The sequence below is a fragment of the Microlunatus panaciterrae genome, from assembly GCF_016907535.1.
GTDB classification, from domain to species: Bacteria; Actinomycetota; Actinomycetes; order Propionibacteriales; family Propionibacteriaceae; genus Microlunatus; species Microlunatus panaciterrae.
On record NZ_JAFBCF010000001.1, the window covers coordinates 1,442,080 to 1,463,261 of the forward strand.

General features: G+C 68.8%; 19 protein-coding genes. 9 read left to right on the forward strand and 10 right to left on the reverse strand.

Going from position 1 to position 21,182, the window contains the following annotated elements:
* Positions 1-32: 32 nt before the first annotated feature.
* Entirely contained in the window at positions 33-3,050 is a 3,018-nt protein-coding gene (locus tag JOE57_RS06580; protein ID WP_204916941.1) for a glycoside hydrolase family 2 TIM barrel-domain containing protein, read from the forward strand.
* A 118-nt stretch (positions 3,051-3,168) separates the two neighbouring features.
* Here JOE57_RS06580 and JOE57_RS06585 read toward each other — a convergent pair whose 3' ends face one another.
* The 4 genes from JOE57_RS06585 to JOE57_RS06600 form a co-directional block, all read right to left on the reverse strand.
* Complete coding sequence (locus tag JOE57_RS06585) at positions 3,169-3,402, reverse strand: helix-turn-helix domain-containing protein (protein ID WP_204916942.1); 234 nt, start codon at positions 3,400-3,402, stop codon at positions 3,169-3,171.
* 251 nt (positions 3,403-3,653) lie between these two features.
* Positions 3,654-4,787, reverse strand: coding sequence for an acetoin utilization protein AcuC (locus tag JOE57_RS06590; protein ID WP_239578864.1), 1,134 nt, complete (start codon positions 4,785-4,787; stop codon positions 3,654-3,656).
* Between the two features lie 20 nt (positions 4,788-4,807).
* Positions 4,808-5,596: a pyrroline-5-carboxylate reductase gene (gene proC, locus JOE57_RS06595; protein WP_239579263.1), complete on the reverse strand. Its 789-nt coding sequence runs from the start codon at positions 5,594-5,596 to the stop codon at positions 4,808-4,810.
* A 38-nt stretch (positions 5,597-5,634) separates the two neighbouring features.
* Positions 5,635-6,672, reverse strand: a complete 1,038-nt coding sequence (locus tag JOE57_RS06600) for an aspartate-semialdehyde dehydrogenase (protein ID WP_204916944.1) — start codon at positions 6,670-6,672, stop codon at positions 5,635-5,637.
* A 497-nt stretch (positions 6,673-7,169) separates the two neighbouring features.
* Between JOE57_RS06600 and JOE57_RS06605 the strand changes: the two genes are divergently transcribed.
* Positions 7,170-7,976 (forward strand): CPBP family intramembrane glutamic endopeptidase, encoded by an 807-nt coding sequence (locus tag JOE57_RS06605; RefSeq protein WP_204916945.1) that lies wholly within the window; start codon positions 7,170-7,172, stop codon positions 7,974-7,976.
* Here JOE57_RS06605 and JOE57_RS06610 read toward each other — a convergent pair.
* From JOE57_RS06610 to JOE57_RS06620, 3 genes are all read right to left on the reverse strand, one after another.
* Positions 7,973-8,773 (reverse strand): phytanoyl-CoA dioxygenase family protein, encoded by an 801-nt coding sequence (locus tag JOE57_RS06610; RefSeq protein ID WP_338041196.1) that lies wholly within the window; start codon positions 8,771-8,773, stop codon positions 7,973-7,975. The genes JOE57_RS06605 and JOE57_RS06610 overlap by 4 nt on opposite strands.
* A 129-nt stretch (positions 8,774-8,902) precedes the next feature.
* Positions 8,903-9,832 carry a proline dehydrogenase family protein gene (locus tag JOE57_RS06615; RefSeq protein WP_204916946.1) on the reverse strand — a complete coding sequence of 310 codons (930 nt, stop codon included), beginning with the start codon at positions 9,830-9,832 and terminating at the stop codon, positions 8,903-8,905.
* Positions 9,833-9,923: 91 nt separating this feature from the next.
* Positions 9,924-10,763, reverse strand: a complete 840-nt coding sequence (locus JOE57_RS06620; RefSeq protein ID WP_204920281.1) for a TIM barrel protein — start codon at positions 10,761-10,763, stop codon at positions 9,924-9,926.
* Positions 10,764-10,952: 189 nt separating this feature from the next.
* Here JOE57_RS06620 and JOE57_RS06625 point away from each other — a divergent pair, with 189 nt between their 5' ends.
* The gene (locus JOE57_RS06625) at positions 10,953-11,720 is read left to right on the forward strand and encodes a DUF3109 family protein (protein ID WP_204916947.1); all 768 of its coding nucleotides are present in this window, start codon (positions 10,953-10,955) and stop codon (positions 11,718-11,720) included.
* Positions 11,721-11,822: 102 nt separating this feature from the next.
* Positions 11,823-12,458, forward strand: coding sequence for a VOC family protein (locus JOE57_RS06630; protein WP_204916948.1), 636 nt, complete (start codon positions 11,823-11,825; stop codon positions 12,456-12,458).
* Between the two features lie 84 nt (positions 12,459-12,542).
* On the opposite strand, the gene hutI is transcribed toward JOE57_RS06630, so the two are convergent.
* Positions 12,543-13,730: an imidazolonepropionase gene (gene hutI / locus JOE57_RS06635; RefSeq protein ID WP_338041197.1), complete on the reverse strand. Its 1,188-nt coding sequence runs from the start codon at positions 13,728-13,730 to the stop codon at positions 12,543-12,545.
* A gap of 74 nt (positions 13,731-13,804) precedes the next feature.
* Here hutI and JOE57_RS06640 point away from each other — a divergent pair, with 74 nt between their 5' ends.
* From JOE57_RS06640 to disA, 3 genes are all read left to right on the forward strand, one after another.
* Complete coding sequence (locus JOE57_RS06640) at positions 13,805-14,884, forward strand: histidinol-phosphate transaminase (RefSeq protein ID WP_204916949.1); 1,080 nt, start codon at positions 13,805-13,807, stop codon at positions 14,882-14,884.
* Positions 14,885-14,938: 54 nt separating this feature from the next.
* Entirely contained in the window at positions 14,939-16,333 is a 1,395-nt protein-coding gene (gene radA, locus JOE57_RS06645; RefSeq protein ID WP_204916950.1) for a DNA repair protein RadA, read from the forward strand.
* 173 nt (positions 16,334-16,506) lie between these two features.
* A complete protein-coding gene (disA, locus tag JOE57_RS06650) occupies positions 16,507-17,574 on the forward strand; it encodes a DNA integrity scanning diadenylate cyclase DisA (RefSeq protein ID WP_204916951.1) in 1,068 nt (355 codons plus the stop codon).
* Here disA and JOE57_RS06655 read toward each other — a convergent pair.
* Positions 17,571-18,290, reverse strand: a complete 720-nt coding sequence (locus JOE57_RS06655; RefSeq protein ID WP_204916952.1) for a hypothetical protein — start codon at positions 18,288-18,290, stop codon at positions 17,571-17,573. The two genes, disA and JOE57_RS06655, sit on opposite strands and share 4 nt — an antisense overlap.
* A gap of 77 nt (positions 18,291-18,367) precedes the next feature.
* Between JOE57_RS06655 and JOE57_RS06660 the strand changes: the two genes are divergently transcribed.
* Positions 18,368-19,240, forward strand: a complete 873-nt coding sequence (locus tag JOE57_RS06660) for an A/G-specific adenine glycosylase (protein ID WP_204916953.1) — start codon at positions 18,368-18,370, stop codon at positions 19,238-19,240.
* An 83-nt stretch (positions 19,241-19,323) separates the two neighbouring features.
* Here the strand turns inward: JOE57_RS06660 and JOE57_RS06665 are convergent, their stop codons facing one another.
* Entirely contained in the window at positions 19,324-20,193 is an 870-nt protein-coding gene (locus JOE57_RS06665; protein WP_204916954.1) for a DUF559 domain-containing protein, read from the reverse strand.
* A 163-nt stretch (positions 20,194-20,356) separates the two neighbouring features.
* Here JOE57_RS06665 and JOE57_RS06670 point away from each other — a divergent pair, with 163 nt between their 5' ends.
* Positions 20,357-21,181 carry an aldo/keto reductase gene (locus JOE57_RS06670; protein ID WP_204916955.1) on the forward strand — a complete coding sequence of 275 codons (825 nt, stop codon included), beginning with the start codon at positions 20,357-20,359 and terminating at the stop codon, positions 21,179-21,181.
* Position 21,182: the final 1 nt, after the last annotated feature.

Here is a 21,182-nt window from a genome sequence, read left to right on the forward strand (position 1 = left end):
GGAGCGTGATCGTTCACGTACACTCCTGTGCCATGACCGCTACCTCCTATGTCGAAGACTTCACCCCCGGCTCAGGAAGGCGGCTACCGGCCCGCTCCTGGCTGCACTCCGACGCGCCGCGACTCAGTCTGAACGGCGACTGGCGGTTCAAGCTCTGGCCCTCACACAAGGTGGCCGATGACGCCGTCGCCGAACCCGACTTCGATGACGCCGACTGGGACCTGCTGCCGGTGCCATCGCACTGGGTGCTGAAGGGCGATGGTGCCTACGGTCGACCGGCGTACACCAACGTGCAGTACCCCTTCCCCATCGATCCGCCGTTCGTCCCCGACGAGAACCCGACCGGCGACCACCGACGGACCTTCGAGCTGCCGGACTGGGACACCGAACGCGTTGCGCTGCGTTTCGACGGCGTCGAGTCGGTCTACCGCGTCTGGCTGAACGGCACCGAGATCGGCATCGGCAAGGGCAGCCGGCTGGCTCAGGAGTTCGACGTCACCGACGCGCTCCGGCCCGGCGAGAACGTGCTCGTCGTCCGGGTGCACCAGTGGTCCTCGATGAGCTATCTCGAGGACCAGGACCAGTGGTGGCTGCCCGGCATCTTCCGTGATGTCACCCTGGTCGGCCGGCCCGCCGGCGGCATCGACGACGTCTGGGTGTCGGCCGAGTTTGATCATGAGAGCGGCAAGGGAACGATCACCACCGAGATCACGGCCCCGGATGCCGCGTACCCGGTCACGGTGACGATCCCCGAGCTGCAGGTGGAGGTCAGCTGGTCGTCGGCAGCCGACGTGGAGCCCATCATCATCGACTCCGTCGAACCGTGGAGCGCGGAGTCGCCACGGCTGTATGAGGCTCAGCTGACGTCTACAGGTGAGCAGGTGACCCTTCGGCTCGGCTTCCGCACGGTCAAGATCAACGGCGACATCTTCACCGTGAACGGCCGCCGAGTGGTCTTCCACGGGATGAACCGACACGAGACCCATCCGGTCCGCGGCCGCGCCTTCGACGAGGCTCACGCCCGCGCCGACATGATCTTGATGAAGCAGCACAACGTCAACGCGATCCGCACCAGCCACTATCCCCCCCACCCGCGGGTCCTCGACCTGGCCGACGAGCTGGGCTTCTGGGTGATCGACGAGTGCGACCTGGAGACCCACGGCTTCGCCTACCTGGACTGGGTTGGCAACCCGAGTGACGACCCGCGTTGGGAGTCGGCCTACCTGGACCGGATCGAACGCACCGTCGAACGGGACAAGAACCACCCGTCGGTGATCATTTGGTCGTTGGGCAACGAGTCGGGCACCGGCCGGAACCTGGCAGCCATGTCGCAGTGGGTGCACGGTCGAGACACCGGGCGGCCGGTCCACTACGAGGGCGACTACACCGGTGCCTACACCGACGTCTACTCCAGGATGTACTCCAACCTGATCGAGACCGCCAACATCGGTGGTGAGAGCGGTGCCGTGCTCAACTGCGGCCCAGCCGAGGGGCAGCGGGTCCGGAGCAAGCCGTTCCTGCTCTGCGAGTACGCGCACGCGATGGGCAACGGGCCGGGAGCCCTGAGCGAGTACGACGCACTGACCGAGACCTACCCACGCCTGCACGGCGGCTTCATCTGGGAGTGGCGCGACCACGGCCTGCTGACCCACACCGAGGACGGCACCGAGTTCTACGGCTACGGCGGTGACTTCGGCGAGGTCGTGCACGACGGCAACTTCGTGATGGACGGGATGGTGCTGCCCGATGACACTCCGACGCCCGGCCTGGCCGAGTTCGCCCAGGTGTCGCAGCCGATCAGGTTCGGGGATCTGGCCGACGATGGCACCCTGCAGATCAGGAACCGCTACCACTCGGTCGGCTCGGACCACCTGCGGTTCGTCGCCGTACTCGAGGTGGACGGTGATCTTGTGCAGGAGAGCGACCTCGAGGTGCCGCCGTTGGCCGCCGGCCAGACTGTGGCTGTGTCCCTGCCGAAGGCCGTGCTGGCCGCGGCCGAGGACGGTGAGAGCTGGCTGTCCGTCCGAGCCGAGCTGAGCGATGACTCCCCCTGGGCTCCGGCCGGTCATGTGGTCGCCCGCGGCCAGTACGAGCTGACGCCGGTGCAGCGTCCGGCCGTGCTCGCCGCGCCTCGGGTCCCGAACCCGGCAGCGCCGACGACGGCCACCCTCACCCTGGGTGCAGCGGGGCTCGAGGCCGCCTTCGACGCGGTCACCGGCGGCCTGACCAGGCTCGGCTCGATGACGGTGGCCGGGCCGCGGCTCGAGCTGTGGCGCGGCCCCACCGACAACGACCGTGGTGGCTCCGGCGGCTCGTATGAGCTCGGCGACCCCGACCTGACCGACGGTCAGGGCATGCCAGGTCCGACCTCGGAGCAGCGGTGGCGCCAGCGCGGGCTCGACCGGCTGGTGCACCGGACCAAGGAGGTGCTTGTCGGCGACCAGGCTCTGGTGGTGCACACCAGGGTCAGTGCGGCGAACAGCGGCCGGCACGTGGAGACCAGCTATCGCTGGTTCGTGCACGACGGAAGGCTGGCCCTGCGGGTGGACGTCGCTCCCTCGCCGGGCTGGGACTGCACCTGGCCCCGGGTGGGTGTCCGTTTCGACCTGCCCACCGAGGTCAGCCAGGCGACCTGGTTCGGCTCCGGTCCGAACGAGGCCTACGCCGACAGCAGGGCCGCTGCCCGGGTGGGTCGGTTCCAGGCCGGGATCGACGAGCTGAGCGTGCGCTACTCGAGGCCGCAGGAGACGGGGCACCGGCCGGAGCTGCGATGGCTCGAGCTCGGCGACGGGAACAAGGCGGTGCTGCGGCTCAGCACCACCGCCGACCGGACCGGCCACCGGCCTGGGTTCACGCTGAGCAGGCACACACCGCAGCAGCTGGATCGGGCGCCGCACCCGCACGAGCTGCCGCGCAATGAGAACGTCTACCTGTTCATCGACGACGCGCAGCACGGACTCGGCTCACGGGCCTGCGGACTCGACGTCCTGCCCGAGCATGCGCTCTGGCCCGGCGCCCGGTCGTTCACCGTGCTGTTCGAGACGCCGTAGCAGGTTCGAGGCAGGCAGCTTCACGGAGGAGGACCCCATCGGGATGGGCCCGCGGCAAAGCCGCCGGGCCCATCGCGAGGGGTTCGGAGTGGGAAAGAGGCCGCATCAGCGGCGGAGGCTAGCCGGTCTCGTAGTAGGAGCTCTTCAGGTAGACGTTGACCGCACTCTCCGGAACCCGGAAACTGCGACCGAAGCGGGCGGACTCGAGCTCTCCGCTGTGAATGAGCCGGTAGACCGACATCTTCGAGACGCGCATGATCTGCGCGACCTCGGCTACGGTCAAGAACTTCACGTCGGAGAGGTCACCCCCACCGATAGGGGTGATGTCACCCGGCTTTGACTCCTCAGTCATTGCGCACACACCATTTCCTGCACGATTCACCGCTGGCTTCCCCTCCAACGCGTAGACGTGCTGAAGTGAGAGTAGTGGCAAAAGAGACGAATGGGAAAGCGGCGGCGAAAGATCCGGCGACACACCGGCGCGGCCACTTGACTTTCGCTGACCGCTCGCACACAAATGGGCTCGTCATCGTCCGCACGAGCGGATCGCCCCGCCTGAGGCCCCGCGCACGGCGGTGCTGACGCGCCGATTTGTGTGCTGGCTCAGTAGAACTCGGGATCGAGACCCAGCTCGGGGAAGACCGCCTTGCGGGTGGCGATGATCGCCTGGTCCAGCCGGTCGGCAGGGTTGTAGCCGGACGAGACGTCCGGGAACGAGACGTCGGCATGGTCGGTCATGACAGTCGGGGCCTCGTCGCCGATGGTGTCGCGCCAGGCCTCCGGGATGACGGTGTCGGGATCGACCGGGTGTCCGCTCACCACACCCAGCAGGTGGGTCCAGGCCCGCGGTACGACGTTGAGTACGGAGTAGCCGCCGCCGCCGGTGGAGATCCACCGTCCCTCGCACAGCTCGTCGGCCAGTGCCGCCATTGCCAGGTAGGAGGCCCGTTGGCCGTCGATGGTGAGGTTCAGCTCGGCCAGCGGGTCGGAGAAGTGCGAGTCGCACCCGTGCTGGGTGACCAGCACGGTGGGACGGAACGCGTGCAGCACCTCCGGAACCACAGCGTGGAAGGCACGCAGCCAGCCGGCGTCCCCGGTACCGGGCGGGAGGGCGACGTTCACCGCCGAACCGATCGCGTCCGGCCCTCCGGTCTCATGCGGGAACCCGGTGCCGGGGAAGAGGGTCATCGGCGTCTCGTGCAGGCTGATCGTCATCACACGCGGGTCGTTGTAGAAGATCGCCTGGACGCCGTCGCCGTGATGCACGTCCACATCGACGTAGGCAACCCGCTCGCAGCCCTGGGCCAGCAGCCACTTGATGGCAACGGCGATGTCGTTGTAGACGCAGAAGCCGCTGGTGTTCCGGGGCATCGCGTGGTGCAGACCACCGCTGATGTTGCAGGCCCGCTTCGTCGTACCGTTCCAGACGCTCTGGGCGGCCGCGACGGTGGCCATCACCACCTGGGCTGAGATCTCGTGCATCTGGGCAAAGACCGGGTTGTCGGACGTACCCAACCCGAACACGGGGTTGACCTCGGCCTTCTGCACCGCCTCGACATAGTCGGCGTCGTGCACGGTCCGGATCAGTCCCAGGTCGACCTCGGGCGGAGCGACCACCTCCATCCGGTCCAGCACGCCGAGGGCACGGGCCAGCGCTATGGTGTTGCGCACCCGGCCAGGAGCCATCGGGTGCAGTGGCCCGAAGTCGTAACGGGTCAGCTCGTCCGAGTAGAGCAACTGGCTCCTGCCGGCGGGCACTAGACGGACCCGTTCCGACGCGCGTCCTCGGCCAGCTGGCGGCTCCGGTCCCGGGCCGCCTCCATCGCTCCGATGAACGCTGCCCGGACCTTGTGGTCCTCGAGTTGACGGATCGCCGCCGCCGTCGTCCCGCCCGGCGAGGTGACGCGCTCGCGCAGCACGGTGGGGTGCTCGCCGGTCTCCCGCAGCAGCTTCGCCGAACCCAGCATGGTCTGCACGACCAGCTCGGTGGCGATGTCGCGGGGCAGGCCAAGATGCACGCCGGCCTCGATCATCGCCTCGACCACGAAGAACAGGTAGGCCGGCCCCGACCCGGAGATCGCAGTCACCGCGTCCTGGTAGCTCTCCGGGACAGTGAGCACCCGGCCGGTGGCCGAGAGGATCTCCGTCACCCGCTCCAGATGATGCGGCTCGCTGTGCGCGCCGGGCGAGATGGCGGCCATCCCCTCGTCGACCTGGGCGGGCGTGTTGGGCATCACACGGACCACCGCGGTCCCCTCCGGCAGCTGGGCCTCGATTGAGGCGATGTCCACCCCGGCCGCCAGCGAGACGACGAGCGCTCCCGGCTTGAGCACCGGAGCGATCTCGGTCAGCAGGGCCCGCATGTCCTGCGGCTTGACCACGACGACGATGGTGTCGGCCTGAGCGGCCGCCTCGGCGTTGCTCACCATCCGTACGCCGTAAGCCTCGTGCAGCTCGAGCTGTCGATCGGGTCGACGGTCGGTGGCGATGATCTGGTCGGGGGTCCAACCTGCCCGGAGCAGCCCGGACAGCACCGTCTCCCCCATCACCCCCGCCCCGAGGACGGCCAGCAGCCGACCCTCCGTCACTGGCGCACCAGACGCTGCGACACCAGTTCGGCGATCTGGACCGCGTTGAGGGCGGCCCCCTTGCGCAGGTTGTCATTGGAGATGAACAGCACCAGGCCTCTGCCCGCCGGGGCGGACTGGTCGGCGCGGATCCGGCCGACATAGCTGGGGTCCTGCCCGGCCGCGTCGAGGGGGGTCGGGATGTCCATCAGCGCCACCCCCGGTGCGTCGGACAGCAGCGCCGTCGCCTGCTCGGGGCTGAGCGGCTCGGCGAACTCGGCATGGATCACCAGCGAGTGGCCGGTGAAGACCGGCACCCGTACGCAGGTGCCGGCAACCAGCAGGTCGGGGATGTGCAGGATCTTGCGGGACTCGTTGCGGAGCTTCTGCTCCTCGTCGGTCTCGCCCGACCCGTCGTCGACCAGGCTGCCGGCCAGTGGCAGGACGTTGTAGGCGATCGTCTTCTTGTACGTCGCAGGTGCCGGGAAGTCGACCGCGGAACCGTCGAAGGCCAGTGCCGTGGCTCGGTCGACGACAGCCCTCAGCTGGGTGTCGAGCTCGGCGATCCCGACCCCGCCCGAGCCCGAGACCGCCTGGTAGGTGGCGACCTGCAGTCGCGTCAGGGTGGCCGCCTGGTGCAGCGGCTTGAGCACCGGCATGGCCGCCATGGTGGTGCAGTTGGGATTGGCGATGATGCCCTTCGGCGGGTTCTCGGCATCCTCCGGGTTCACCTCGGACACCACCAGGGGAACCTCGGGATCCATCCGCCAGGCACTGGAGTTGTCGATCACGATCGCACCGGCGGCAGCCACCTTGGGCGCCGTCTCCTTCGAGGCCGCCTTGCCGTTGGAGAACAACGCGATGTCCAGCCCGCTGAAGTCCGCGGTGGCACTGTCCTCCACCACGATCTCGCCGTCGCCCCAGGGCAGCTTCCTGCCGGCCGACCGGGCCGAGGCGAAGAACCTGATCTCCGATACCGGGAACTGACGCGTCTCCAGCAGGGTCCGCATCACGCCACCCACCTGGCCCGTCGCTCCAAAAACACCTACGCGCATGGGCCAAGCCTAGGGCCCGGCCCGGCTTTCGACTCAATCGTTTGAACAGCGAGACCGGCAACCCTGCTGTCGCAGCCCCACCCCCACCGGCGGGCAGGCGATCCCGATCGAAAACTCGGCAGAACGCGACTTCTGCCAGCCGACCAGCCCCGCAGCTGCGAAAACTCGGCAGAACGCGACTTCTGTCAGCCAACCAGCCCCCCAGCTGCGAAAACTCGACAGAACGCGAGTTCTCGTACGGGATGGGGGCGATTCCGGTTCCAGAAGTCGTGTTCTGTCGAGTTTTCGCAGGGGGAGGTCGTGGGAGGTCGTAGGGCGGGAGCGCCGCACGAAAAGTCGCGTTCTGTCGAGTTCCGTACGTAATAGTGGCGATTCCGGCTCGAGAAGTCGCGTTCTGTCGAGTTTTCGACACAGCGGCGCCAAGGCCCTCGACCCAGCGGCGTCGAAGGCCTCGACACCGCGGGCACAGGGCGGCGCGACGAAGGCGAGGAGTCGGGATGGGGCAAGATGAGACGGTGTCCAACACCGCTCTCGAGCCTGCCGTACCGCAGGCCGAAGCCTCCCGACGCAGGCTGACCATCGAGGTCGTCATCGTGCTGGGATTGTCGCTGGGCCAGTCGGCGGTCTACTCGATCCTGCGGATCATCGAGCGGATGACCAGGAACGTGCCGTTGAGCCAGCAGACCTCGACGCTGAACCAGTCGGCCACCCCGGACCGGCCCTGGCTCGACCTCACCTACCAGCTGGTCAACATCATCTTCCCGCTGTTCGCGGTGTTGCTGGTCCTCTACCTGCTGCAGCTGACCCATCCACGACCCTGGCGGATGATCGGCTTCGATCTGCGCCGTCCCGGGTTCGACGCCTGGTTCGGCCTGGTCATCGCGGCCGCGATCGGTGTCCCCGGGTTGGGTCTTTACCTGGGCGCCCGGGCCCTCGGCTTCAACACCCAGGTGCAGGCAGCGGCGCTGGCCGACAACTGGTGGACCGTGCCGGTGCTGATCCTCGCTGCAGCGGAGAATGCGATCCTCGAGGAGGTGATCATGATCGGCTACCTGTACACCCGATTGCGTCAGCTCAGCTGGCGCTGGCCGATGATCATCCTCGGCAGCGCGCTGATCCGTGGGTCCTATCACCTCTACCAAGGCTTCGGCGGGTTCGTCGGCAACCTGATCATGGGTGCCGTCTTCGGCCTGGTCTACCTACGGTGGAAGCGCGTCGCACCGCTGGTGGTGGCCCACACCTTGCTCGATGTCGTCTCGTTCGTCGGCTACACCCTGGTGGCGCCGCACGTGAGCTGGCTCTAGCCGGCGGGCGGGTACAGCACCGGGTTGAGCTCGGTGGCGGCAGGGTCGCCGGGGGCTGCTCCCGGCATCCAGGTCCTGATGTCGGTCTGCTGGTGCTCGTTGACCGGCTCGGTGATCCGCATCTCGGCATCCATGTAGATCACTGTCATCACCCGACGCGGCCTGCTGCTGCTGTTCGGGCCGGCGCGGTGGAAGGTCCAACCGAGGTGGTAGCTCACGTCCCCGAGCTGGTACGGGGCGTCGTCGAGGGGAAAGTCCTGTTCTGCGAGCAGGCGCTGCAGCTCCGCCTCCGACTCGTCGCTGATCGGCAGGTCACGGCCCACCTCGAATCGGTGGCTGCCGGCGGCGAACGCCAGCGGTCCCATGTCCGCCGGAGTGTCCTGCAGAGGCACCCACACGGTGACGCACCGGTCGGACGACAGTGGCCAGTAGTACTGGTCCGCGTGCCACGGGGTGATCCCCCCGCCCGGCTCCTTGTAGAGCGCCTGGTCGTGGTAGAGCCGGACACTGGCGACACCGAGCAGCTCGGCGGCCAACCTGGCCAGATCCGGGGAGCGGACGAAGTCGGCGACGCGGTCGTTGTGCTGCCACAGGTTCGACACCTGCAAGAAGGCCTTGCCATACGTGTCCCGCTCCGCCAGCGGCAGGTGCTGGGTGTTGAGGTCGATCACGCTGTCGGTGATCACCGGGGCGAAGAGGTCGAGCTGGTCCGGGTCGAGCACCTGGCGGAGCTTGACGAACCCGTTCCGGTCGAACGACGACCGGTCCTGCGGGCTGAGCGCATACGCGCTCGTCACGGTACTGATCATGCTGGACACGCAGATCCTTTCCTGGCGATGAGCTCGAGAACGTCGACCGGTTCGCATCCTACGGCCGGCGACACCGTTCAGGGCAGGTGCATCCGCGCTCGGCCCAGGCCCGCGAGATCAGCTCTTGCTGAGCAGGCTGCGAGCGAAGAAGGTGAGGTTCGCGGGCCGTTCCGCCAGGCGGCGCACCAGGTAGCCGTACCAGTCAGTGCCGTACGGCACATAGACCCGCACCGTGTGGCCCTGGGTGGCCAGCCGCTGCTGCTCGGTGGGCCGGATGCCGTAGAGCATCTGCAGCTCCCAGCTGTCCAGCATCCGCCGGTTGCGCCTCGCCAGGTCCTGCGCGATCGGGATCAGCCGCGGGTCGTGGGTGGCGACCATCGGGTAGCCCCGTCCCGCCATCAACACCTTCAAGCACCGCACATAGGACTTGTCGACCTCGGCCGGCTCCTGGAAGGCGACGCTCTCGGGCTCCTTGTAGGCGCCCTTGCAGAGCCGTACCCGCGAGCCCGCTCCCGACAGGTCCCGACAGTCGGCTTCGGTCCGGTGCAGGTAGGCCTGCAGCACGGCTCCGGTGTCCGGGAAGTCGGCCCGCAGCTCGGACAGCACCGCCAAGGTGGAGTCGGTGGTGGTGTGGTCCTCCATGTCGAGGGTGACCGTCGTCTTCGCCGCGTCAGCCGCCTGGCAGATCCTGCGCGCGTTGTCGAGGGCGATCTTCTCCCCGTCCTGCGAGAGCGCCCGGCCGACGGCGGACAGCTTGAGCGAGACCTCGGCGGAGCGGGTCAGGGCCGACTCGTCCAGCCGCGACAGCAGCTCGAGGTAGGCCGCCGTCACCCGCTCAGCCTGGGTCCGGTCCAGGGTGTCCTCGCCGAGGTGGTCGATGGTGACCGCAAGCCCGGCCCCGACCAGCCGTCGGGTTGCCGACACGACGTCTTCTACGGTCTCGCCGGCCACGAACCGGGCCACCACGCCCGACGTCACGGGCAGCCTGACCACCAGGTTCTTGATCTTGTCGCTGCGGGACAGCCCCAGCAGAGCCCGTCGAAGCATCAGTCCTCCTCGCGGGTAAGCACCCTCACGGTCGAGCCGTCAGCCCTGGCGATACCCGAGTCTGTGTCCAGGCCGACTCTAACGTCCGACGTCAGAGGGCGCTGGCCACGCCGCCACCGTCGACGGCGTACGCGGGACGGACCGGCGCAGCCAGGTGCAGCCTGGCGAAGGCCAGCGACTCGGCCAGGTCTGCCTCCCGCTGAGCCCGGGTCTCGCTCTTGCGCGAGTTGATCTCCAACACGACATGACCGGCGAAGTCACGTTCGGCGAGGTACTCCAGCACCTGGCCGGCGTTCTGGTCCCCGCGACCCGGGACCAGATGCTCGTCCTTGATCGAGCCGGTGCCGTCGGTGAGGTGGATGTGGCGGAGCCGATCACCCCAGGAGATCGCGAGATCCAGGGACGTCTGGCTGGAGGTGGAGGCGTGCGAGAAGTCCAGGGTCAGCTCGTCGTAGTCGAGCTCAGTCGGGTCCCAACCGGGCATATAGGCCTTCAGCTCCCCACCGGGGGTGCGCCACGGATACATGTTCTCCACACAGATGGCCACGCCGGTCTCCTCCCGCAAGGCGCGGACTCCCTCGACGAACCCCTTGGCATACTCGCGCTGCCAGCGGAACGGCGGATGCACCACCACCACGTCGGCATCCAGCTGGATGGCTGCCTCGCAGGACCGGCGGAGCTTGGCCCACGGGTCCGAGCCCCACACTCGTTGAGTGATCAGCAGACACGGCGCATGCACCGACAGCACCGGCACCCCGTGGTAGTCGCGGAGCTTCTCGACGGCGTCGACATCAGCAGCCACCGAGTCGATCCCCACCATCAGCTCGACCCCGTCATAGCCCAGCCGGCGGGCAAGCTCGAAGGCGCTGGAGGTCGTCTCGGGATACACGGAGGAGGTCGACAGGGCCACCCTGGCTGCCGGGACCTTGATCAGCTGGTCCGCGGACGGCTCGTCGGTCAGGGTTGTGTACTCCTCACGCACGCTATCCAGACTAGCCGCCCATCCATCTTCCGGGTATCCCGTGCGCCATGGCACGTCCCGAGACCAGGCGTTGGGCGCATCCGCCCGCGCTTCTCACCGGCCGCGTCAAACGTGGGAAGCGGTGCGTACAGTGTGTGCGTGCCAGAAGTGCTGCTGCCCTTCCCCCGGGCGTTCGTGGAGTTCGTCAACCCCGACGACGCCGACGAGATCTTCCGTTGTGATCTGACCTGGTTGACGTCGCGCTGGTCGTGCATCTTCGGCCAGGGCTGTCCGGGCATCTACGCCGACCGTCCGGATGACGGTTGCTGCACGCTCGGGGCGCACTTCGCGGACAAGGATGACGAGAAGAGAGTCCGCAAGGCGGTCAAGCAGCTGACCTCGGAGACCTGGCAGCTCAAGAAGGCGGCCAAGTCCGGTGGCTGGGTGGAGCTCGAGGATCCTGAGAACGTCGCCGAGGGCGAGCAGCCGGCCCGCAAGACCAGGGTCGTCGACGGCGCCTGCATCTTCCTGAACCGACCCGGTTTCGCCGGCGGTGAGGGCTGCGCCTTGCACCACCTCGCCGTCAACCAGGGCCGGGACTTCCTCGAGACCAAGCCGGATGTCTGCTGGCAGCTGCCGATCCGCCGGCAGTTCCGCTCCGTCACCCGGACCGACAACTCGACCTACACCGAGGTCAGCATCGGCGAGTACTCCCGCGACGGCTGGGGGCCAGGCGGGCATGACCTGGACTGGTACTGCACCTCGAACACCGAGGCCCACCAGGGCAGGGAGCCGGTCTATCTGAGCAACCGCGCGGAGCTGGTCGCCCTGATGGGGCAGGCAGCCTACGACGAGCTGAAGCTCCACTGCGAGACCTTCGATGCCCGCCCTGGCTCCGCAATGCGCCACCTGGCCGACCCCGCCTGACCTTGCCGACGGCGGCCCTCCGGCCGCCAGCAGACGCGGTCAAGGACGGCGGAGCGACCCCCCGCCCGGGGCAGTGGGTCGGGCGAGGGCAACAATGGCCCCATGCATTTGGATCATCTGTCTTTTGCGGCCGGACCTGAGGGACTGAACGGCACAGCTGAGCGCCTGGGCGATGCATTGGGGGCACCATTCCACGATGGCGGGTTCCACCCGCGCTTCGGTACGCGCAACCGGATCCTGCCGCTGGCCGACGGCCAGTATCTCGAGGTGGTGGAGGTTCTTGATCATCCCGCAGCGGACAAGGCACCGTTCGGCCAGGCTGTCCGGGCAAGATCGTTGCAGGGCGGTGGCTGGCTTGGCTGGGTCGTCGCCGTTGACGATCTTGGTCCGGTGGAGGAACGGCTCGGCCGCTCCGCTGTCGACGGCATGCGGCACCTCCCCGACGGCGGTCTGCTGCAGTGGCGGCAGGTCGGGGTAAAGGGCCTGCAGTCCGACCCTCAACTGCCCTTCTTCATCCAGTGGCTGAGCGGACCGGAGGCGCACCCGTCCAACGGTGGCGGCGACATCGCCCTGGTCAAACTGGAGATCGCCGGCGAGCACCAGCGCGTCGACGAGTGGCTGGGCGGCCTCAGCGACGTCGTCCTCAAGGACACCGGCATCGACTGGGTGGACTCGAACGCCCAGCCCGGGATCGTCGCGGCGCACTTCGACACGCCTCGGGGCCGGGTCCGTATCTGAACCCTGAAAACGTGGAGCCCGTTGATGCGGGAGCGCCCGCCCCAGCGTGCGGCCGGGGCGGCCGGCACCACGCCATCCACATTTTCAGGGCGGGCCGAAGGCCCGTGCGATCGGCACCCCTGGCCGGTAGGCCAGGTGGAGATAGCTGGGGCCGTCGATCAGGGTCAGGTCCGCCGGGCCACCGACGGTGAGGCGTCCGATGTCGGTACGGCGGAGCGATCTGGCCGCGCCGGCTGTCGCCGCCCACAGGGCCTGAGCCGGGGTCATTCCCAGCTCACGTACGGCGAGTGCGAGACAGAACCCGACCGAGGAGCTGTAGCAGGTGCCAGGATTGCAGTCGGTGGCCAGGGCGACGGTGATCCCGCGGGCCAGCAGCCTGGCGGCGTCGGAGTAGGGCGAACGGGTGCTGAACTCGACCCCCGGCAGCAGGGTGGCCACCGTGTCGCTCGCAGCCAGCGCCTCGATGTCGTCGTCGCTGAGGTAGGTGCAGTGATCAACACTGGCGGCGTCGAGCTCCACAGCGAGCTGGACCCCCGGGCCGGGTCCAAGCTGACCCGCATGCAGGCGCGGACGCAGCCCGGCCGACATCCCCGATCTCAAGATCATCCGCGCCTCGTCGCGATCGAACGCATGCGGCGATCCGGGCTCGCAGAACACATCCACCCACTTCGCATACGGTGCACAGGCCTGCAGCATCTCCACCGCCACCAGAGCGACATACCCGTCGCGATCATGTTCGTACTCCGCGGGCACCACATGCGCACCGAGGAAGGTCGTCTCCTCGGTGAACTCGCGGGCGAGTGCGAGTGAGCGCGCCTCATCGGCGACCGTCAGCCCGTAGCCGCTCTTGATCTCCACTGTGGTGGTGCCCTGCCGATGCATCTCGGTGAGCCGGTGCCGGAGCAGCATCCGCAGCTGATCATCACTGGCGGCCCGGGTGGCGGCTACCGTGGTCGCTATCCCACCCCCGTCGTAGGGCCGGCCGCCCATCCGGGCGACAAACTCCTCCGCCCGGTCGCCGTCGAAGACCAGGTGGGTGTGGGAGTCGACGAACCCGGGGACCACGGCACGGCCGTCCAGGTCGATCGGCTCACAGTGCTGGTTGACCTGCAGCGCATCGCCGCCCAGGTAGCGGATGACCGGTCCTGCGGACGTCTGCTGAAGCAGGATCGAGGCGTTGGCGATGATCCCGAGGTCGCTACCGTCGCCGAGCTCCGGGTTGTTGGTGACGAGCTCGCCGATGCCGACCAGCCCGATCAACCCGTCCGCCACGGCTCTCCTCCCCGTCGGTCAGGGCCCTGCGGCTTGCGGCCCGCGCTGCTGGTAGATCATGGCATAGTGGCGACATGGGGCCCATGGTTCGAGCCGCCGTCGCCGGGCTGCCGGTCTACCGGCCCGGTCGGCCGGCGCCGCTGGGCCCGGGCGGCGTTTCGTACAAGCTGTCCAGCAATGAGAACCCCTTTCCCCCGCTGCCCGGCGTGATCGAGGCGGCCGAGATCGCCTGCGCCCAGCTGAACCGCTATCCCGACATGGGCAATGTCGCGATGACGGAGGCGCTGTCGGCCAAGCTGGCTGTGGCCGAGGACCGCCTGGCCTTCGGCACCGGTTCGGTTGCCGTCCTGTACCACCTGCTGCAGGCGTTCTGCGAGCGCGGCGACGAGGTCGTCTATGCCTGGCGGAGCTTCGAGGCCTACCCGATCGCCGTCCAGCTCACCGGCGCAACGCCGGTCCCGGTGCCTCTTGGCCCCGGCTGGACCCATGACCTGGACGCCCTTCGCGCGGCCGTCACTCCCGCCACCAAGGCCGTGCTGCTCTGTACTCCGAACAACCCGACCGGCCCGGCGCTCCGTCACGACGACGTCCTGGCGTTTGTCGCGGCGGTGCCGGACCGGGTCCTGGTCGTCATCGACGAGGCGTATGCGGAGTTCGTCACCGACCCGGCGGCGGTGCGGCCGATGGAGATCACGGCCGGACACGACAACGTGGTGCTGCTGCGCACCTTCTCCAAGGCGTACGGGCTGGCTGGGCTGCGGGTCGGCTTCTGTGTGGCGGCTGCGCCGATCGCGCGTGCGGTGCGCGCTGCCGCGCTGCCGTTCGGGGTCTCGGTGCCGGCGCAGGCGGCGGTCATCGCCTCGCTCGCCGCGGAGGAGGCACTGTTCGAGCGGGTCGGACAGATCGTGGCTGAGCGGGAGCGGATGGTTGCCGGACTCTCCAGCGCGGGCTTCGACATCCCGGCGGCCGAGGGGAACTTCGTCTGGCTGGCGGCCGGTCCGCGGACCCAGAGCTATGCGGACACGTTCGCGGCGGCGGGGGTGATGGTGCGGCCGTACGTCAGCGGCGACCGCTGGGACGGTCTGCGGATCACCGTCGGCGAGCCGGAGGCCAACGACCTGGTGCTGCTGACCGCCGCCGACCTGGAGCGGTGAGCAGCCGGCCTGTCGGTCCCTGGAACTGTCGGTGCCGGCACCTAGGTTTGCTCCATGGCCCGGACGAGTGTGAAACCCACCTATCACTGCACCGAGTGCGGCTGGACGACGGTGCGCTGGGTCGGTCGCTGCGGCGAGTGCCAGACCTGGGGAAGCGTGGTCGAGCATGGTGCCCCCAAGCTCACTTCGGTGAAGTCATCGGTGCCGATGAGCAAGGCCATCCCGATCGGGCAGGTCGACGCCGATGCCGCGACGCGGACGCTGACCGGGGTCGGGGAGTTGGACCGCGTACTGGGTGACGGCCTGGTGCCGGGTGCGGTGGTGCTGCTCGCCGGCGAGCCAGGGGTCGGCAAGTCGACGCTGCTGCTCGAGGTGGCCGCCCGCTGGGCCAAGGCTGGCCGCAAGACCCTCTATGTGACGGGCGAGGAGTCGGCGGCCCAGGTCCGCCTGCGGGCCGGTCGCACCGATGCCCTCGCCGACCAGCTCTATCTCGCCGCCGAGAACGACCTCTCGACGGTGCTCGGTCACATCGAGGAGGTGGCACCGTCGCTGATGGTGCTCGACTCGGTGCAGACCGTCGGCACAGCCGAGGCCGACGGCTCACCGGGCGGGGTGACCCAGGTACGGGAGGTGACCGGAGCGCTGGTGCGGGTTGCAAAGCGACGCGGGATGGCCGTGGTCATCGTCGGCCACGTCACCAAGGACGGCAGCATCGCCGGGCCCCGGATGCTGGAGCACCTGGTCGATGTGGTGCTGGCTTTCGAGGGAGACCGGCACTCCGGGTTCCGGATGGTCCGGGCCACCAAGAACCGCTTCGGCCCCGCCGACGAGGTGGGGTGCTTCGAGATGGGCGAGCACGGCATCGTCGAAGTGCCGGACCCGTCCGGGCTGTTCACCTCCCGCCACGACGAGCCGGTGCCCGGAACCTGCGTCACCGTCACCATGGAGGGGCGCCGGCCGCTGCTGGCAGAGCTGCAGGCGCTGGTGGCGCCCTCCCCGCTGCAGTCGCCGCGCCGCACCACCCACGGGGTGGACTCGTCCCGGCTGGCGATGGTGCTCGCTGTGCTGGAGCGCCGGGCCCGCATCCCGCTGTACAACCGGGACGTCTACGTCTCTACCGTCGGCGGCGCCAAGGTCAACGACCCGTCGGCCGACCTGGCCCAGGCGGTCGCGGTCGCCTCCGCCGCCCTGAACACCGGTGTGCTGGGACGCGTCATCGCCATCGGTGAGGTGGGGCTGGCCGGCGAGCTGCGCCGGGTGCCGGGCACCGACCGGAGGCTCAGTGAGGCCGCCCGGCTCGGCTTCGACACGGCGCTGGTGCCGGCCGAGTCCAGCAGGGCGGCGGACCGGATGCCACGGGTCAGCCATGGCATTCGCGTCATCTCCGCGGCCACCATCACCCAGGCCCTCGACGCCCTCGACCTGAGGCGTAGCCGCGCCGCCGACTGACCGACAAAGCGTTGGCCCGCGAGGTACCCGCTGACGGGCAGACCCGCTCGTCCGCGAGTGTGATGGGGCGGACCTCACAGCCGACTGGGCTCTTCTGCCCTTTTCGCCCCCCGTAAGATGGGGCCGCGACCGTGCTTTCGGGCAGCAGATCAGCAAGGGGAGAAGGACATAACGTGGCGGACTCGGACGACCGTTGTCGCCTGTTGGAGCACCTGGCCCAGCTAGCCCCCGGCACTCCCCTGCGGGAAGGCTTCGAACGCATCCTCCGCGGCCGGACCGGCGCCCTGGTGGTCCTCGGCCACAACCGTCAGGTGGAGCAGCTCTCCACCGGCGGCTTCCAGCTCGACGTCGCCTATACGCCGACGTCGCTGCGGGAGCTGGCCAAGATGGACGGCGCCATCATCATCGACTCCAACACCGACCGGATCGTTCGGGCAGGGGTGCACCTGATGCCGGACGCGAGCATCGCGACCGAGGAGACTGGCACCCGGCACCGCACCGCGGACCGGGTTGCCCGGCAGACGAACCTGCCGGTCGTCTCCGTCTCAGCCTCGATGTCCACCATCGCACTGTTCATCGACAACCGCCGCCATCTGGTGGAGCACTCCGAGCAGATCCTCTCCCGGGCCAACCAGGCGCTGCAGACGCTGGAGCGCTACCGGGCCCGGCTGTGGGAGGTGACCAACCGGCTCTCCTCGCTCGAGGTCCAGGACCAGGTGACGGTCAAGGACTTCACTCTGGTGGCGCAGCGGCTGGAGATGGTACGTCGGCTGGACCGTGAGCTGGCCGGATACGTCGTCGAACTCGGCACCGACGGCCGGCTGCTGACCCTGCAGCTGCACGAGCTCGGGGCCGGAATCGACGACCTCCGCGACCTGCTCGAGCTGGACTACCGACCAGCCGACGAGTCGGTGCCGTTCGGCTTCGCCGCGCTGCAGTCGCTGAGCACGACCGAGCTGCTCGAGCCGCTGTCCGTGGCACGCGCCGTCGGCTTTGCCGCCAACGAGCACCTGGACTCCCGGATCACCACCCGCGGCTACCGCCAGTTGGCCCAGATCAACAGGTTGCCGTCCGCTTTCGGTAACCGGCTGATCGAGCACTTCGGCAGCCTGCAGGCGCTGTTCGGGGCCAGCAGCGCGGAACTGCAGGAGGTCGACGGCGTGGGTGAGAGCAGGGCCCGGATCATTCGTGACGGCCTGGTCAGGCTGGCGGAGTCCGCCTACACCGAACGCCTGGACTAGCGGAGGGTCATGCCGAGCTGGACCGGCTTGGCGCCGTCGAGCTGGGCGGTGGCGAAGTAGGTGCCGGCCCGAGGGATCTCTGGTCTGGTTCTGCAGGTCTTGGCCGACCGGCGGCCGTTCCAGGTCAGGTGCCATTCGACCGCCTTCTCCGGCCCGACGACCTGGGCGATCTCCTTCACCTGCCTGGGGCAGTCGGCGGTGCTCCAGATCCGGTCCGTACCGGAGTAGATCTTCAGCTCGAACAGGTCGGGGTTGACCCGCACAATGCAGCTGTCCGGACCGCCGTTGATCAGCGACAGGTTGAAGGTCAGACTCTGCTTGACCTTGACCCGCTGCTTGCCGGTGAGCGTCGTCCGCAGCTCCTTCGGGTCGCAGTCCGGAGTGACCTTCTTGCTGGGAGAGGGACTGGCCGTCGTCTTGGGTGAAGGGTCGGCCTTCTTGCTGGTGAGGCGATCCGCCGAGGTGGACGAGCTCAGCCAGGTCGGCGCGTCCGTCGGTGTCGGTGTCGCGGTGGGTCCCCCCAGATCCGCGGTGGGGGTGCTGGTGGCAGGTGTGACGGCCGGCGCCGGGGCGGCCTCGCGTTCCGACCCACCTGCGTTCACAGCGATGACCGCAATCAGCAAAGCGGCGACCAGGACCGCGCCGACGACCACCGCGCGGCGGATCCAGTAGGTCTTGTCCGGCTCTGGCCCGACCGGGTGCAGCACACCGCTCATTCGTGCTCCATCCTCATGGCCCGAGCCTAGGCAGACCGGGCCGCGGAATGCCCGAGGCACGCCGCTACCGTACAGGGATGAATCGGGCTCCACTGGTCGCTGCTGTGCTGGCCTGGTACGAGGAGAACGCCCGTGACCTGCCGTGGCGCCGTGCGGATGCGAGCCCGTGGGCCGTGATGGTCAGCGAGTTCATGCTGCAGCAGACTCCGGTCGATCGCGTTCTGGGTCCGTGGCGGGACTGGATGGAACGCTGGCCGCAGCCGGCCGCGCTGGCTGCGGCTCCGGCAGGTGACGCCGTCAGGGCCTGGGGGCGGCTGGGTTATCCACGACGCGCGCTGCGGCTGCATCAGGCGGCGGTGACCATCACCGACGAGCATGGCGGTCGGGTCCCGGACGACCGCGCGGCATTGCTGAGGTTGCCCGGGGTCGGGCCGTACACCGCCGCCGCGGTCCTGAGCTTCGCCTTCGGCCAGCGTCACGTCGTCCTGGATACCAACGTGCGCAGGGTGCTGAGCAGGGTGGCGGCAGGGGTGGCCTATCCGTCGCCGACACCCACCCGCGCCGAGGAGGCGCTGGCCGAGGAGTTCCTGCCCAGCGGGCAGGCGGCGGCCGCGCGCTGGGCGGTCGCCTCCATGGAGCTCGGGGCGCTGGTGTGCACCGCCCGATCTCCGCGCTGCTCGTCGTGCCCGGTCTCCAGCGCCTGCGCCTGGCAGTCGGCCGGGAAGCCCGCCTGGGACGGACCGCCGCGCCGCGGGCAGAGCTACACCGGCACCGATCGGCAGTGCCGCGGCGTGCTCCTGGCGGTGCTGCGTTCCAGCGACGCACCGGTCGGTCGGGAGGAGCTGCTGGCCGGCTGGAGCGAACCAGCGCAAGCCGAGCGGGCGTTGGCCTCGTTGCTGGCCGACGGTCTCGCCGACCAGGTCGGTGGGCGGTTCACGCTGCCGCACTGAGGCGGAAATGGGGAGCGCGGAACCGGCACCATGGCACCGGATCACTCTCACCGGAGCCCCATGGTGGCCGTGGGCGCTCCGGTTTACCCGTTCAGGGTCTGGTGGATGACTCTCACCACCCAGTCCGGAGAGTCGGTGAGCTGGCGCCAGGTGAAATGCAACACTCGCCAGCCTGCCGCGACCAGCGCGCTCCACTTGGCCCTGTCCCGTTCGAACTGGTCGCGTTGGCCGTGAAAGGCGAAACCGTCGATCTCGACGGCCACTCGCTGAAGACGGAAGGCGATGTCGAGGTAGTAGCGGAGACCGTCGACCACGACCGGAACGTTCGTCTCCCAGCCGTCGATGCCGGCAGCCCTCAGCAACCGATGCGCCCACCGCTCCGCCTCCGACCACGGCAGATGACGGGAGTCGCGGAGCAACAGGGCGCGCTCCGGATTACCCCTGCGCCGCGGTGTGAGAGCGAGCGCGTCGTGCATCTCCTGCAGGGTCGCCGCACTCTTGAGAAGCGCCCGGTCGATCCCACCGCCTCCGATAGCAGGGTCCCGGACCAAGTCGAGCGCGGTGAGCGCTGGCACGGTGAGAAGCACGCCGAGCCAGCAGCAGACCAGTTCAGCCGGAAGCGACTCTCGGCAGAACCGGTAACCCGCCCTCGGCCTGCGGTCAGTCCGCACCAGCACCTCGACCCGGTCGACCGCGAGCTCCGGCCAGAACGACCAACGAGCGGCTGCTCTGCCGGCGATGACCGCGCGCGGGTCCCATCGGGCGGCAGCCGCGATCCGCACCAACGGATCGGTCTCCGTCCCGGGCGCGGTGTAGACGCCGGGCAGAACAGTCAGCAGGTGGCCTCCCCCGACCAACCGGTCCAGCACCCTGGACAGCTCCGGATGCTCACGTCTGGCGACCACCCGGTCGTTGCGCAGCACAACCTCGACCTCGTGATGACTTCGGCGCATGCCGGAACGTTGCGGACGACGAGCCGGATCGTGCAGGGAGCACCGTGAGCTGTGGACGACCAGAATGCGGAGCGCGGAAGTGTGGAGAAGCCGCACTGCGAGGCTGCCCGACAAAGGGAGCGTCCGGTTCCGCGCTCCGGATCTTCGTCACTATCCTGGCCCGATGACTGTTCCCACCCTCAAGCTGCTGCACGGCGCGGACATCCCCGTCATCGGACTCGGCACCTGGCCGCTCGACGACACGGAGACCGCCACCGCCGTCCGGACCGCGATCCAGCTCGGCTACCGGCTCTTCGACACCGCCGAGAACTACGGCAACGAGAGGGGCGTCGGTCAGGGCATCCGCGACTCCGGTGTCGCACGTGACGAGGTGTTCATCACCACGAAGTTCAACAAGAGATGGCACAGCGTCGACGGCGCCCGGCAGGCGTGGCAGGCCAGCATCGAGCGACTCGGGGTGGACTACATCGACTTGTTGCTCATCCACTGGCCCAATCCGGACCAGAACCGCTACGTGGACGCATTCCGCGGCCTGCTGGCCCTGCTGCGGGACGGCTCGGTGCGAGCCGTCGGCACTTCCAACTTCAAGCCGGCGCACCTGCAGCGGGTGCTGGACGAGACCGGCGATGCTCCTGACGTCAACCAGATCCAGCTGAGCCCGTACACCACGCGGGACGAGTCTCGCGCCTTCGCCGCCCAGCACGGGATCGTCACGGAGTCCTGGAGCCCGATCAAGGCGGGTGACCTGCTGGCCGAGCCGGTGATCACCAGCCTCGCCGAGCACTACGGCAAGACACCGGCCCAGGTCGTACTTCGCTGGCACCTGCAGCTCGGACTGGTCACCGTACCCAAGTCGGCCAACCCGGAGAGGATGGCGCAGAACATCGACATCTTCGACTTCAGCCTGGACGAGCAGGCGATGGGCGACATCAGCGCGCTGGACAAGGGTGAGGCTGCGGCGCGCGACTCGGACGCCTTCGGGCACTGAC